10 protein-coding genes are annotated in these 14,861 nt (G+C 63.3%); all 10 read right to left on the reverse strand.

Annotated features, from left to right (window positions below; translation table 11 throughout):
• Positions 1 to 290: acyl-CoA thioesterase (locus ABR948_RS20440; protein ID WP_428121320.1), on the reverse strand; the 290-nt coding region annotated here is incomplete at its 3' end.
• Between the two features lie 30 nt (positions 291 to 320).
• Complete coding sequence (locus ABR948_RS20445) at positions 321 to 2,417, reverse strand: 3-hydroxyacyl-CoA dehydrogenase NAD-binding domain-containing protein (RefSeq protein WP_428121322.1); 2,097 nt, start codon at positions 2,415 to 2,417, stop codon at positions 321 to 323.
• Between the two features lie 8 nt (positions 2,418 to 2,425).
• Positions 2,426 to 3,709, reverse strand: a complete 1,284-nt coding sequence (locus ABR948_RS20450; protein ID WP_428121324.1) for an acetyl-CoA C-acetyltransferase — start codon at positions 3,707 to 3,709, stop codon at positions 2,426 to 2,428.
• Positions 3,709 to 5,976 (reverse strand): acyl-CoA dehydrogenase, encoded by a 2,268-nt coding sequence (locus ABR948_RS20455; RefSeq protein WP_428121326.1) that lies wholly within the window; start codon positions 5,974 to 5,976, stop codon positions 3,709 to 3,711. The genes ABR948_RS20450 and ABR948_RS20455 overlap by 1 nt, the downstream gene beginning before the upstream one ends.
• Before the next feature lie 243 nt (positions 5,977 to 6,219).
• Positions 6,220 to 6,852 (reverse strand): flavin reductase family protein, encoded by a 633-nt coding sequence (locus ABR948_RS20460; protein WP_428121328.1) that lies wholly within the window; start codon positions 6,850 to 6,852, stop codon positions 6,220 to 6,222.
• Positions 6,853 to 7,022: 170 nt separating this feature from the next.
• Entirely contained in the window at positions 7,023 to 7,637 is a 615-nt protein-coding gene (locus ABR948_RS20465) for a TetR/AcrR family transcriptional regulator (RefSeq protein WP_428121330.1), read from the reverse strand.
• A 53-nt stretch (positions 7,638 to 7,690) separates the two neighbouring features.
• The gene (locus ABR948_RS20470) at positions 7,691 to 10,825 is read right to left on the reverse strand and encodes an efflux RND transporter permease subunit (RefSeq protein WP_428121333.1); all 3,135 of its coding nucleotides are present in this window, start codon (positions 10,823 to 10,825) and stop codon (positions 7,691 to 7,693) included.
• A gap of 25 nt (positions 10,826 to 10,850) precedes the next feature.
• Positions 10,851 to 11,957 (reverse strand): efflux RND transporter periplasmic adaptor subunit, encoded by a 1,107-nt coding sequence (locus ABR948_RS20475; protein ID WP_428121335.1) that lies wholly within the window; start codon positions 11,955 to 11,957, stop codon positions 10,851 to 10,853.
• Between the two features lie 152 nt (positions 11,958 to 12,109).
• Entirely contained in the window at positions 12,110 to 13,453 is a 1,344-nt protein-coding gene (locus tag ABR948_RS20480) for an MFS transporter (RefSeq protein WP_428121337.1), read from the reverse strand.
• A gap of 220 nt (positions 13,454 to 13,673) precedes the next feature.
• The gene (locus ABR948_RS20485; protein ID WP_428121339.1) at positions 13,674 to 14,849 is read right to left on the reverse strand and encodes a winged helix-turn-helix domain-containing protein; all 1,176 of its coding nucleotides are present in this window, start codon (positions 14,847 to 14,849) and stop codon (positions 13,674 to 13,676) included.
• Between the last annotated feature and the right edge of the window lie 12 nt (positions 14,850 to 14,861).

Below are 14,861 nucleotides of genomic sequence, written 5' to 3' on the forward strand. Positions count from 1 at the left end.
ATCGAGGTCTTGCCGATCCGGACCAGATTGGCATGCACGGAAACCAGATCGCCGACGAAAACCGGCTTGCGGAAATTCATCGCTTCGATCGCCACCGTGACGGTGCGCGATTTTGCGGTCTTGGAGGCGAAGATTCCGCCGCCGAGATCCATCTGGCTGAGCAGCCAGCCGCCGAAAATATCGCCGTTCTGATTGGTGTCGGCCGGCATCGCCAACGTGCGGATACAGAGATCGCCGTCAGGTTCGGTTTCCATGGTCGGCGGGGCGTGAACGGCGGTCGTGTCGGTCATGTCTGAGGTCCCGTCGAATCGAATGCGGCGTTACTTGAAGCTATCCCAGCCGGCATCCGGCGTGAACCGGTCGCCGAATTTTTGCGCGAGCGCGCGCAAGGTCGAAGCCACATTCTCCGCGCCGCGGGCTCGGGCGTAGTTCAAGGGGCCACCGCGAAACGGCGCGTAGCCGGTGCCGAAAATCATCGCGCCATCGACCGTGTCGGGATTGTCGACAATGCCTTCGCGCAGGCAGGCGACGCAGACGTTCGACATCGGCAGGATCAGCCGGTCGATCATTTCCGGCGTCGGCTCCATGGTTGAAGACGAACCGGGCGCCCTGTCGGCCTTGCCGTCTTTCCAGATGTAAAAACCCTTGCCGGACTTGCGGCCGAGTTCGCCCTTGGCGACCTTGTCGCGCAGCCAGGCCGGCGTCGGCGGCAGCAGATCGCCGAATTTCGAGCGCAGCATGTCGCCGACCGCGAGACAAATATCGAGTCCGACCTGATCGGCCAGCTCGATCGGGCCCATCGGCATGCCGAATTTTTCCGCCGCCGCATCGATGGCGAGTTTGTCGATCTTCTCGTCGAGCATCACCATCGCCTCGAGCATGTAGGGCGTCAGCGCGCGATTGACGAGAAAGCCCGGCGAACTCCTGACCGGCAGCGGCAGCCGGTCGATGGCACCGACAAAGGCCAGCGCCTCTTTCAGCATCTGCGGATCGCTGCCGTCATGGCTGACGACCTCGACCAGTTGCAGCCGGGACACCGGATTGAAGAAGTGCAGCCCGACCAGCCGTTCCGGTTTTGCCAACGTCGTGCGCAGATCCTGCAGCGGAATGCTTGAGGTGTTGGTGGCGAGAATTGCCCCCGCTTTCATCTTTGGCTCGAGGCCCGCATAGACCTTCTGCTTTAATTCCAGCTTCTCCGGCACCGCTTCGATGATGAGGTCGGCGTTGCGCACGCCTTCGCCGTCGAGATCGGGAACCAGCCGGTCCAGCGCGTCGCGCACGTCAGTGCGTTGGCGCATGATCTTGCCGAACAAATCAGAAGCGCGCTTGATCGCGCCGGCGATCGGCTCCGGCTTCATGTCGGCGAGCGTGACCCGCAAGCCCTGATTGGCGCACCAGGCCGCGATGTCGCCGCCCATCGCGCCGGCGCCGATGACGTGAACATGGCGGATGCTGTTGCCGGAGCCGGCGGTCTTTTTCATCTGGTCGCGCAGGAAGAACACCCGGATCAGATTCTGCGCCGTCGGCGTCACCATCAGATGGGCGAATGAGGTCTTCTCGGCTGCCAGCATCGCGGCCTTGTCGCCGCCGTGCTTTTCCCAGAGATCGATCAGCGCATAGGGTGCCGGATAATGCTCCTGCGGCGCGGCCTTCGCGGCCTCGGCGCGCATCCGCGACGCCAAAAAGCCCCTGACCGGACCGAGATTCAAGAGTGCGACGAGAACGCCCGGTCTGGCGCGCTTCAGACGGCCGAACACCGCGTCCTTCACGGCGTTGCGAACATGGCGCTCCTGCGTCACCGCATCGACCAGCCCGAGCGACCTGGCCTTGCGCGCATCGATGGTCTTGCCGGTCAGCATCAGCGTCATCGCCTGCATCGGATTGACCAGGCGCGTGAAACGCGCAGGCCCGCCGAGACCGGGATGCAGCCCGAGCAGGACTTCGGGAAAACCAAAGCGCGCGCCGTCGATCGCGATGCGCGACTGGCAGGCGAGCGCGACTTCGAGGCCGCCGCCGAGGCAAAAGCCGTGGATCACGGCGACGGTCGGAATCTTGAGGCCTTCAAGGCGGTCGATCACCGCATGGGCGCGGCCGATAGAGGTCTCGACGGGCCCGGGATCGGTCGCGCCGCGAAACTCGTTGACGTCGGCGCCGGCGATGAAACCGGATGGCTTCGCCGAGCGGATCACCAGTCCCGTCGGACGCTGGCTTTCCAGCGCCGCCAGCACGGTATCGAACTCGGCCATGACATCGGCCGACAGCGTATTGGCGCTGGCGCCCTCGCGATCGAACAATAGCCAGGCAATGCCGTCGGCATCGCGCGTCAGCTTGAAATGGCGATAGGGGCTGCTTGCGTCAGGCTTCGGTCCGAGTTCGAGCACGCGGTCACCGAGCACGTCCATGATTTTGCTGTCCATGGCGTTCCCTATACCGTCTCGATCAACATGGCGCCGCCCTGCCCGCCGCCGATACATTCGGTGGCGATGCCGCGTTTGGTGCCCAGCCGCCGCATCGCATTGACAAGATGCAGCACGATGCGATTGCCGCTGCAGCCGACGGGATGGCCGAGGCTGATGGCGCCGCCATCGACGTTCAGCCTGGCGCGATCGATCTGACCGGCCGCGCCGTCGAGGCCGAGAATCTCGCGGCAGAACTTCTCGTCGTTCCAGGCGGCGAGACAACCCAGCACCTGGGTCGCGAACGCCTCGTTCAATTCCCAGGTCTCGATATCCTGCAACGCCAGTTTATTCCGCTTGAGCAGTTCGGTCGCCGACAACACCGGGCCGAGACCCATGATCGAGGGATCGAGCGCCGACCATTGGCTGTCGACGATCACGGCCTTCGGTTTGAGACCGTGTTTGGCGACGGCTTCTTCCGACGCCAGGATGGTCCACGACGCGCCGTCGGTGATCTGCGACGAGTTGCCGGCGGTGACCTGGCCCCAGGGCCGCTCGAACACCGGCTTGAGCGCCGCCAATTTCTCGGGCGAGGAATCCGGCCGCACGCCATCGTCATATTCGTAGAATTTGCCGTCGCGCGCGAACGCGGTTTCAACCTCGCCGTGCAGGAAACCCTGCGCCTGCGCGTTGGCCAGCCGGATATGGCTTTCGACCGCATAGGCATCCGACTGCTCGCGGGTGATACCGAAGAGGTGACCGACCACTTCGGCGGTTTGTCCCATGTTGAGTTCGGTGATCGGATCGGTCAGGCCACGCTCCAGGCCGATGATCGGCTTGAAGAACGCCGGACGCGTTTTGGCCAGCGCCGCCAGCTTGGCGAGAATGCCCTTGGCGCCGGCCAATCCCGCAAACCAGCGCACGCCCTGCTGCGGCCATACCAGCGGCGCGTAGCTCAGCGCTTCCGAACCGCCGGCCAAAATCAGATCCGAGACACCCTCGCGGATGTAGCGATAGGCCGTATCGATCGACTGCATGCCGGAGCCGCAATTGATCTGCACCGTAAAGGCGACCATCGCCTCGCCCATGCCCAGACGAAGCGCCGCGACCCGCGCCGGGTTCATCTCGTCGGCAATGACATTGACGCAGCCCAAAATCACCTGATCGAAAGCACTGGGCGCGAACGGCTGCCGCGCCAGCAACGGCCGGCCACACTGCACGGCGAGGTCCACCGGGGTGAACGGTCCGGGTCCAGTGCGCGCCTTCAGGAACGGCGTCCGGCTGCCGTCGATGATGTAAACCGGTCGCGCCATCAGCTTGCCGCCCGCGTCTCACCGAGTTCCCTGGAGAACTGATGCACCTCGGCGGGTTTCTTGTAGATCGGCGACAGCGCCTCGGGCGCGAAATCGTCGACCTCGATCACTTTCGCCACCGCCTCATGCGCGAGCGCGAGCTGGTCGCCCTCGGCCTGGGTGATGACGCCTTTGCCGATAGCTTCTTTTACATCGCGCAGGTGCGCAGCGTGCATTCGCTTGGAGATATCTTCCGCGCCGGTGACGAGCAAAAATGCCTTCTCCAGCCGCGCGATGCCGCCGTCATCGTCGACATGCGACAGGTCAGGCGTCAGGCGGTCACGCGCCGCCGACGGCTCCAATATCAGCTGCGCGCATTGATGGACAACAATATCCGACGGGCCGAGCACCCGCGCGCCGAACGGCTGGATCAGGAACTTCAGAACGACGGCGACAAATCGATTGGGCAAATTCGCGAGAATTTCAGCGAAACGGTTTTCGATGGTGCGAAAGCCGCTTGCCATGCACCATTCCAGCGCGGCAAAATCCGCACTCTGGCGGCCCTCGTCCTGCCAGCGTTTCAGCGCCGCCGACAGCAAATACAATTCAGACAGGATATCGCCGAACCGCGCCGACAGCATTTCCTTGCGCTTGAGCGCGCCACCCAACGTCAAGAGCGCCATGTCGGCACACAGCGCGAACGCCGACGAGTACCGCGAGAGCTGGCGATAAAATCCGGTTGCCTCCGCGGCATCGGGCACCGTCACGAACATTCCGCCGCTCCAGCTCCGGCCCCACGCCCGAAACAGCGTGACCACGCTGTGACCGACATGCTTCCAGAACGCGGTGTCGAAGGCGTCCAGACCCCGGGCGCGGTCCTCGTCGCCCAGCGCGTTCATTTCCTGCAGCAGATAAGGATGCGCGCGGATCGCGCCCTGCCCGAATACGATCAGGTTGCGGGTCAGGATGTTGGCGCCCTCGACCGTGATGCCGACCGGCACCGAACGATAGAGATTGCCCATGTAATTCTGCGGACCATCGATCACGGCCTTGCCGCCATGGATATCCATCGCGTCATCGATCGCGATCCGCATCCGCTCGGTCGCCTGCAATTTCATGATGCCGGAAATGACAGCGGGGTGACGGCCCTGGTTGAGCGCGGCGCAGGTCAGCCGCCGCGCCGCGTCGAGCAGATACGCAGTGCCGGCAATTCGCGCCAGCGGCTCCTCGATGCCCTCGAATTTCCCGATCGGCACGTTGAACTGCTCGCGGATCCGCGCATAGGCGCCGGTGGTGCGCGCGGCGTAGGCCGCACCCGCCGCCGACAGCGACGGCAGCGAGATGCCGCGCCCGGCGGCCAGTGCCGTCATCAGCATCTTCCAGCCCTGGCCGAGACGCTCCTGCCCGCCGATGACGTAATCCATCGGAATGAAGACGTCCTTGCCCCAGTTCGGACCGTTCTGAAACACCTGCATCGACGGCAGATGACGATGGCCGATGGTAACGCCGGGCAGATGGGTCGGGATCAACGCCACGGTAATGCCGAGTTCGTCCTGTGATCCAACCAGATGATCCGGGTCATAGGCCTTGAAGGCCAGCCCGAGCAGCGTCGCCACCGGACCGAGCGTGATATAGCGCTTGTGCCAGTTGAGACGCAGCCCCAGCACGTCGCGTCCCTCGAAACTGCCTTTGCAGATGACGCCGCTGTCGATCATCGAGGCGGCATCGGAGCCGGCTTCCGGGCTGGTCAACCCGAAGCAGGGAATCTCGCGGCCGTCGGCGAGGCGCGGCAGCCAGGCTTGCTGTTGGTCCTTGGTGCCAAAGCGCATCAGCAATTCGCCGGGTCCGAGCGAGTTCGGCACCATCACGGTCACGGCGGCGGCCAATGAGCGCGACGAAATCTTGCGCACCACTTCCGAATGCGCATAGGGCGAGAAGCCAAGCCCGCCATATTCCCTGGGGATGATCATGCCGAAGAATTTACGCGCCTTGATGAAGTCCCAGACTTCGGGCGGCAGGTCACGCCATTCCCAATTGATCTTCCAGTCGTCGAGCATGGCGCAGAGTTCATCGACCGGGCCGTTGAGAAACGCTTTCTCTTCAGCCGTCAGGGTCGCCGGCGCATTGGCCAGCAGCTTCGACCAGTCGGGATTGCCGGTGAAGAGGTCGGCGTCCCACCAGACGTCGCCCGCCTCCAGCGCCTCGCGCTCGGTGTCCGACATCGGCGGCAACACCCCGCGCGCCCAGGAGAAGATCGGCTTGGTGACGAAATCGCGGCGAAAGCTCATGGCGATGTCCTCAGGGTCGGAGCGGCTGGGGGATATTCTAGCGGAACCCAGGGGATTCGGGGGACGCCTGGCTCTGGAAATACAGCTAAATTAAGCGACATCCGATAACGGCAGAATACCGCATCAGTTCCGAAAACGCCGACGGGTGTAATACTTAAGTCACGATAATCCGCGATCGAATCGGCGAAAGCGCGCTAATTCAGGGCTCCCCCTTCGCGCCTGCGGCGAAAGGCAGAAGCGACATCAATCCGGCCGCACCATCTCGAACATGGCATCCGGCTTGATCTCGAAATAGTCGCCCCGGCGGCCGGCGCGCACGATCGGCCGTGCCAGCGCGGTCTGATAGACGCCGTCCTTGATCATGGCCTTGTCGATGTGGACGGCGACGACCTCGCCCAGGGTCAGCCAGCCCTGGACCTTGGTGCCGTCGGCGGCCTGCAACTGAATGATTTGCGATAATTTGCATTCAAACGAGACCGGGCTTTCGGCCACCCGGGGCACGTTGACGCGCTTGCCCGGCACCGCGGTCAACCCCGCGATCGCGAATTCATCGACATCGCGGGCGACATGCGCCGCGGTGGCGTTCATCTGCTTCGCCAGATCCCGGGTGGCGAGATTCCAGACGAATTCGCCGGTCTCCTGGATATTCTGGACACTGTCCTTCCAGGAGGTCGAAGAGAAGCCGATGATCGGCGGGTGATAATTGAAGCCGTTGAAGAAGCTGTAAGGCGCGAGATTGACGTTGCCTTTGGTGTCCCGCGACGAGATCCAGCCGATCGGACGCGGCGCAATGATGGCATTGAACGGATCGTGCTTGAGGCCATGGCCGTTGGCCGGCTCATAGTAATGCAAGTCTCTCGGGCTGGATGCGTCCATTTCGGCCTATTCCTTACTATTTCGTCGTTGCGAGGAGTCCGTACTCCGTCATTCCGGGATGGTGCGCTAGCACCAGACCTCAGATGCGCAATTGCGCATCGGGGAATCTCGAGATTCCGGGTTCATCGCTGCGCGATGCCCCGGAATGACGGGGTAGACTATCAGCTTCCTCAGTGTTTCGCCGAACTCCCGCGCGGCGCAAGTCCCGCGAGGACGAAATCGATCATCTGGTCGAGCGACGGTCCCGGCTTGTTGGCGCATTGCGCGATCATCTGCGGATGGAAAAACCGCATCATCGCGGTGCAGGCGCACATCGCGGTCATCGGCAGATCAGCGGCCTCGAATTCACCTGAAGCGACGCCCTCGGCGATCACGCTACCTATGGTCTCGGTGATATGCTCCATATGGGCGACGCAAACCTCCCAGCTCTCCTCCATCGCAATCGAGACCATCTCATGCAATTTGGAATCGCCGACATAGCGTTCGGAATTCATCCGATGGATGGTGGTCATAAGCTCGCGTAGCCGGGACGCCGCCGGTCCGCGTTTGGCTGCAATCACGTGCGCCGCGTCCTCGACCCCGCCCATCAGGCTGCGCGCAACGCCCTCGTGGATCGCCTTTTTCGAATCGAAAAAGCGATAGACGTTGGCCGGGCTCATGCGCAGCAGCTTGGCGATGTCGGCGACGGTGGTCTTCTGGTAGCCGATTTCGCGGAACAAACGTTCCGCCACCACGAGAATCCGCTCACGGGTGTCCGGCTCGATATGTTCCGAAATCAGCGTCATGCCAGTGCTCAGTTCCGTGTGCTCTCAATGCTTTGTTCGAGCATAATGTTCAATTATTCCGCGGCCTCAGCAAGCGGAATTGCGGGCTGTGATTCGCCTTGATGCTGCGGCGCAATGTGCTCAATCGGACCGCTCTCATCAAGGCTCTTGCGGAACCAGAGGGCGTAGAGGCCCGGCAGGTACAGCAAGGTCAGGAAGGTTGCAACAAACAGGCCGCCCATGATGGTGATCGCCATCGGGCCCCAGAACGCCGAGCGCGACAGCGGGATCATCGCCAGGATGGCGGCGAGCGCCGTCAGCACCACCGGGCGGGCACGCCGGACGGTGGCTTCGACGATGGCTTCCCGGCGGGTCAGGCCGTGGGACACGTCGGTTTCGATCTGGTCCACCAGGATCACCGCATTGCGCATGATCATCCCGGCCAGCGCGATCAGCCCGAGCAGCGCCACGAAGCCGAAGGGCTGGTTGGCCACGTTCAGTCCCAGCGACGCCCCGACAATGCCCAGCGGCGCGGTCAGGAACACCAGCAGCAGGCGCGAGAAGCTCTGCAGCTGGATCATCAGCAAGGTCAGCATGACCAGCACCATCAGCGGAAACAGCACAAAGATCGAGGCATTGCCCTTGGCGGACTCCTCGAACGCGCCGCCGGCCTCGATCCGGTAGGCCGGCTCCAGGCTGTCGCGGATCTGCTGCAGCTTGGGCCAGATCTGGTTGGTCACGTCGGGAGCCTGCACGCCGTCGGCAACGTCGCCGCGCACGGTGATGGCCATGTCGCGGTTGCGCCGCCACAGGATCGGCTCCTCATGGGCGTATTCGATCTTCGCGATCTGCAGCAGCGGCACCGCCACCCCGTTGCGCGATGTCACGGTGAGATCGCCGACATGGCCGAGATCGAGCCGCTCGGACGGTACCGCGCGCGCCACCACGTCGACCTTCTCGATGCCGTCACGCACCGTGGTCACCGGAGCGCCCGAGATCAACATGGCCAGCGCCGTTGAGACGTCCTGCGGGGTGAGGCCGAGCGCTCGCGCGCGGTCCTGATCGACCACCAGCTTGAGATACGGCGACTGTTCGTTCCAGTTGAGCTGCGGATCCCTGATATTTTCGTTCTGCTTGACCACGTCCCGCACCTTGTAGGCGATGTCGCGGACGGTGTTGGGATCGGGGCCGATCACCCGGAATTGTACCGGGAAACCGACCGGCGGCCCGAAATTAAAGCGATCGACCCGCACCCGGGCTTCGGTCAGGACCCCGTCCTCGACCGACTTTTCGAGGCGTGCCTTGATCCGCTCGCGCGCCTCGACATCCTTGGCGACGATCACGATCTCGGCGAAGGCCTCGTTCGGCAGCTGCGGGTTGAGCCCGAGCCAGAACCGCGGCGAACCCTGGCCGACATAGGCGGTGTAGGTCGCGATGTCCTTGTCACCCTTCAGCAGCGCCTCGGCCTTTTCCACCGACTTCTGGGTAACGCCAAACGCTGTCCCCTCCGGCAACCGCAGCTGCAGGAACAGTTCGGGCCGCTCCGACAGCGGAAAGAACTGCTGCTGCACGTGACCGAAGCCCACGATGGACAGCGCGAAGATCCCGACCGTCGCCAGCACCACCTTGATCCGGTGGTTGACGCACCACTGGATCATGCTGCGCAGAATACGATAGACGCGCGTCTCATAGACCGCGTGCGGATCGTGGTTATGGCTGACCGTGATATTCGGCAGCAGCTTGACGCCGATATAGGGCGTGAAGATCACCGCGACGAACCAGGAGGCGACCAGCGCGATCGCCACGATCCAGAAAATGCCGCCGGCATATTCGCCGACCGCGGAATTGGCAAAACCGATGGGCAGGAAGCCGGCCGCCGTGACCAGCGTTCCCGTCAGCATCGGGAACGCGGTGGATTCCCAGGCAAAGGACGCCGCGCGGACCCGGTCCCAGCCCTGCTCCATCTTCACCACCATCATCTCGACCGCGATGATGGCGTCGTCGACCAGAAGCCCCAGCGCGATGATCAACGCGCCGAGCGTAATTCGATGCAGATCGAGCGACATCGCGTTCATGACGATGAAGACGATCGCCAGTACCAGCGGCACCGACAACGCCACCACGATGCCGGTGCGCCAGCCCAGTGCCACGAAACTGACGAACAGCACGATCGCCAAGGCCTCGATGAAGGAGTGCACGAATTCATTGACCGCGTGCTCGACCACTTCGGGCTGGTCGGCGATGCGATCGACATTGATGCCCTGCGGCACCGCCTTCATGAATTCCGCGGTCGCGTCGGCGACGTCCTTGCCGAGTTCCAGGATGTTGGCACCCTTGGCGGTGACCACGCCGATACCGATCGCGGGCTTGCCTTCCTGGCGCACCACAAAGCTCGGCGGATCGACGAAGCCATGGGTGACGGTGGCGATATCGCCGAGGCGAAACACGCGGCCATTGCTCTCGACCGGCGTTTCCGCCACCGCCTTGACGCCGTCGAGCGCGCCGGTGACGCGCAGCGGCACGCGTTGCGAGGAGGTTTCCACCGTGCCGGCCGGCACGACATTGTTCTGCTTGGCCAGCGAATCGAACAGCGCCTGCGGCGTAATGCCCAGCGTCGCCAGCTTGGCATGCGAGAACTCGACGAAGATCTTCTCGTCCTGGGTGCCGTAGAGGTCGATCTTGGTGACACCCGGCACTTTCAACAGCCGCTGGCGCATGCCTTCGGCGGCTTTCTTCAACTGCGCGTAGTCGGCGCCGTCGCTGGTCATCATGTAGAGAATTGAATCGACGTCGCTGAATTCGTCGTTGACGACGGGACCGAGCAGACCCGCCGGCAACTGGCCCTGCACATCGACCAGTTTCTTGCGCAGCAGATAAAACAGATACGGCACGTCCTTGGGCGGCGTCGAATCCTTGAACGAGACCTGCATCGCCGTGAACGCCGGCTTCGAATAGGTCTCCACCTTGTCGAAATACGGCAGTTCCTGCAGTTTCTTCTCGATCGGGTCCGCAACCTGGGTCTGCATTTCCGCGGCCGTCGCGCCCGGCCAGATCGCCGAGACGTTCACCACCTTGACGGTAAAGAACGGATCTTCGGCGCGGCCGAGCCCCCGATAGGAGAAGAAGCCGGCGAAGCCTAGCGCAACCACCAGGAACAGAATGAGTGCGGGATGGCTCACCGCCCAGGCCGAAAGATTGAACCGTTTCATCGTGCCCTCCTCCGATCGACCCAGATTAAAACGACAGCGACGACACGACGCGGACCTTCTGGGCCGGATCGAGTTTCTGCACGCCAAGCACGACAACTTTCGAACCGTCATCGACACCGCCTGATATGACGACGTCATTGCTGCCATAGGATTTGACCGCGACCGGCTTCAGCGCCACTTCGCCCTTGGCATCGACGATATAGAGCGAGGGATCGCCGCCCTGGCTGTACAGCGCCGACAGCGGCAACCGCGCCACGCGCTCGGTCAGCGGATCGGCCAGCGTCAGCGTCGCGGTCATGCCGAGCGAAACGCTTTCACCGGCATCGGGCAGCGAGAATTTGGCCAGAAACGTCCGCGTCGCCGGATCGGCTGACGGCGCGACCTCGCGCAGTTTTGCCGCGTATTTCTTGTTGGGTTCGGACCACAGGGTCACGGTCGCCGTGCCGTCCTTGGCGCGTCCGACCAGGGTCTCCGGTATCGCGACCACGGCTTCCTTTTCGGCAAAGCGCGCGACCCGAATGGCGGTCTGTCCGGACGCCACCACCTGTCCGGCGTCGATCAGGGTCGCGGTGACGACGCCGCGGGTATCGGCCACCAAAGTGGCGTAAGACAGCGAATTATTGGTGAGCTCGACCGAGCGCTCGGCGCGATTGAGCCGCGCGCGCGCCTCGTCGGCGGCGGCCTTGGCCTGATCCAGCTGGGCGTCGGTGGCCCAGCCCTTGACCCGCAGATCCTTGGCGCGCTGCTCGGCGGCGGCGGCCTGCGCCAGCACGCCGGTGGCGGCGCGGAACTCGGCCTCGGCCTGCTCGGCCTGCAGTTTCAGATCGATCTCATCGAGTGTGGCCAGCGGCTGGCCGACATCGACGGTCTGGCCGACCTCGACCAGGCGTTTTGCCACCTTGCCGGGGACCCGGAAACCCATGTCGGTCTCGATCCGGGGCTTGATGGTGCCGACGAAGCTGCGCTCCGGAGATTCCGACTCATAATGTACGGTAGCCACCAGAACCGGCCGCGATGGGGCTGCTTTCTCGGCAACCTTGTCGTTGCAACCGGCCAGGGTGATCGCCACAGCGGCCAGCAATACACCAGCCAATAGCCTGTAATAACTTGAGAAAATGGAACGGGCGAACATCTTTCTCTCCATCGGCTGATGCCTGATGAAGAATGTCAATTATTCACTGACGAATGTCAATATTCGTCAGTGATCATGATTCCGTGAAGGTTACCGGCTTCTTGACGGTAACCGCCGGGACGACGGATCGGCCGGGGGAGCTAATTCACGAGCTAACTCACTTGCCCCACGCTTGCGAATTCCGCCCTGGTCTCGTGGCCGCCGAGGAAGGCCAAGAGGCCGCCGATCAGCGGCAGCACCGCGAGCACCAATAGTCCGGTCGAGGTGCTTCCGGTCGCCTCCTTGACCCAGCCGATCAGATACGGTCCGCCGAAGCCTGCGAGGTTGCCGATCGAATTGATCAGCGCGATCGCGCCGGCCGCCGCGGTCCCGGACAGCCACGCGGTCGGCAGCGTCCAGAACACCCCGAAGGTGCAGAAGATGCCGATCGCCGCAACCACCAGCGCCACCATCGTGACGTAGGGACTATCCATGTAGCCGCAGATGGCGAGCGCCGCCGCGGTCAGCAGCAACGGCGCGCCGACGTGGATCACGCGTTCGCGCGTCGCATCCGAATGCCGCGCCCACAGGATCATCGCCACAGTGCCGAACACATAGGGTACCGCGGTGACGAAGCCGGTCTGCGCGTTGGAAAACCCGAACGCCTTGACGATCTGCGGCAGCCAGAACTGCATGCCGTAAAGGGCCGCGACAAAACCGAAATAGATCAGGCTCAGCGTCAGGACCTTGGGCGACGCCAGCGCCTGGCCCAGCGTGAGATGTCTGGCGGCCTGTTTGGCGGCGATTTCGCTTTCGAGTTTTGCGGACAGCCACGCCTTCTGCTCGACTGAGAGCCAATCCGCCTTGGCGGGCCGATCGGTGAGATAGAACCAGGTGACGATCCCTAAGAGAACCGAGGGAATGCCCTCGATGACGAACAGCCACTGCCAGCCCTTCAGGCCCATGGCGCCGTCGAGGCCCAGCAACAGTCCGGAGACCGGCGCGCCGATCACGGTCGAGACCGGCACCGCGATCGCAAAGGCGGCCAGAAAGCGCGCGCGATACTCGGCCGGATACCAATAGGTGAGATACAGGATGATGCCCGGAAAAAACCCGGCTTCCGCGACCCCGAGCAGAAAGCGCAGGCCGTAAAAACTCCAGACCCCCGATACCAGCGCCATCATCGCGGAGATGATGCCCCAGGTCACCATGATGCGCGCGATCCAGCGGCTGGCGCCGAACCGTTCCAGCGCGAGGTTGCTCGGCACCTCGAAGATGAAATAGCCGATGAAGAAGATGCCGGCGCCCCAGGCGAAAATCGTCGGCGAGAACTTCAATTCCGCGTTCATGGTCAGCGCGGCGAAGCCGAGATTGACCCGGTCCAGATAAGAAAAGAAATACGCCAGCACCAGGAATGGAATGAGGCGCCACGAGATGGCGCGGATGGTGGAGGTCTCGAGGTCGCTCTTGGCGCCGGTGACGGCGGCCGAGGCGAGGGTGGTGGCGGATCGGCTCATGCATTTTCTCCCCGGAAGTTCTTGCTTTTTGTTGGCGGCGATACGGCCGCAACAGCTCATGATATCGGGGGTTCTTAGCATCGCCTGATATCCCTGTGAAAGGGCGATTGCCGCAACCTGGACATCGGGCCACCCGGCCTCAGCCTCCGTCTGCGCAAAATCTGCACGAAAATACGCAAATCCTGAGCATCCCGGAAATGCGGGCTTGCACGCCCACCCCTCACTCCGCCAGTTGAAACCGCTCGAAGCGATGCAGTTCTTCCTCGATGCGGCGTTTTAATTCCTTGCGTGCGCCCCTGGCTGCGCCCTCGCCGACCCAGTTCCATTTCTGCATCAGCAATTTCCGGCGCTGGCGATCGGTCTTGAGATCGAGCGCGGCGACGATGTCGTCGCCGACCAGAACCGGCAGCGCGAAATAGCCGAAGCGCCGCTTCTCCTTGGGTATGTAGGCCTCGAAGCGGTGCTCATAGCCGAAGAACAGCTGCGTCCGCTTGCGCTGGATCACCAGCGGATCGAACGGCGACAGGATGTGCACCAGATCAAAAGCCGTGCCGCCGGCATTCTCCAGCGTCGCGGGTTCGGCCCAGTGCTGCTGCTTGCCCGCGGCTTCGAGCACGACCGGCACCAACTCCCCACGGCGCACCCTGGCCTCGATCAGCCGCTGGACCTGCGCCTTGCGCGGCGCGTCGAGATGGCAGATCGAATCCAGGCTGACGATGCCCTGCGCGCGCAAGGCGCGGTCGAGCAGATAGCCGATGATGTCACGCGCCGAAGCCGGCTTCGGCGGGTGATGGGGCGGCTGGTCCCAGCCGAAATGCCGCGCCATTAACTCGTAAGTCTTGAGCATGCCGTTACGCCCGGAGATCGTGAGCCGACCCTCATAGAACGCCAGTTGCAGCGCCCGCTTCGACGGTTTGCGGCTCGCCCACGGATGCTCCTTGTCGACCAGCACGTCGTCGTCGATGTCGCGGATGGTGAGCGCGCCATCGCGCCGGATCAGCCGCATGACCTTGCGCAAATCCGCGGGCGTGACCGCGGACAGCCATTTATGGCCCTCGCGCCGGTGGCGCTTCATGGCGGGGAGGAAGAAGCGCAGATCTTTTGCCGGCACATAGGACAGCGCATGGGTCCAGTACTCGAACACGGTTTTGTCGACGCTCTGGGCCTGGCGCAGATCCGCGCGCCGGTAGTCGGGGATGCGGCTCCAGAGAATATGATGATGCGAGCGCTCGATGACATTGATGGTGTCGATCTGCACATAGCCGAGATGCTCGACCGCGGCGGCCGTCGCCGGCGGCCCCTCGCCGAACGGCGCGCTGATATCGAGCCGCTGGGCGCGCAGCCAGATGTGACGGGCTTCAGATTTGCTGATGGAAACGGATTTATCGGCGGGCATGGTTCGGCAATG

Source organism: Bradyrhizobium sp., assembly GCF_050014615.1.
GTDB lineage: Bacteria > Pseudomonadota > Alphaproteobacteria > Rhizobiales > Xanthobacteraceae > Bradyrhizobium.

What these genes read in the sequence shown, in the direction of transcription:
- ABR948_RS20460 (WP_428121328.1), bottom strand. Translation starts at nt 6,852, where the DNA reads ATGGACGCATCCAGCCCGAGAGACTTGCATTACTATGAGCCGGCCAAC.
- ABR948_RS20450 (WP_428121324.1), bottom strand. Translation starts at nt 3,709, where the DNA reads ATGGCGCGACCGGTTTACATCATCGACGGCAGCCGGACGCCGTTCCTG.
- ABR948_RS20445 (WP_428121322.1), bottom strand. Translation starts at nt 2,417, where the DNA reads ATGGACAGCAAAATCATGGACGTGCTCGGTGACCGCGTGCTCGAACTC.
- ABR948_RS20455 (WP_428121326.1), bottom strand. Translation starts at nt 5,976, where the DNA reads ATGAGCTTTCGCCGCGATTTCGTCACCAAGCCGATCTTCTCCTGGGCG.
- ABR948_RS20475 (WP_428121335.1), bottom strand. Translation starts at nt 11,957, where the DNA reads ATGTTCGCCCGTTCCATTTTCTCAAGTTATTACAGGCTATTGGCTGGT.
- ABR948_RS20470 (WP_428121333.1), bottom strand. Translation starts at nt 10,825, where the DNA reads ATGAAACGGTTCAATCTTTCGGCCTGGGCGGTGAGCCATCCCGCACTC.
- ABR948_RS20465 (WP_428121330.1), bottom strand. Translation starts at nt 7,637, where the DNA reads ATGACGCTGATTTCGGAACATATCGAGCCGGACACCCGTGAGCGGATT.
- ABR948_RS20480 (WP_428121337.1), bottom strand. Translation starts at nt 13,453, where the DNA reads ATGAGCCGATCCGCCACCACCCTCGCCTCGGCCGCCGTCACCGGCGCC.
- ABR948_RS20485 (WP_428121339.1), bottom strand. Translation starts at nt 14,849, where the DNA reads ATGCCCGCCGATAAATCCGTTTCCATCAGCAAATCTGAAGCCCGTCAC.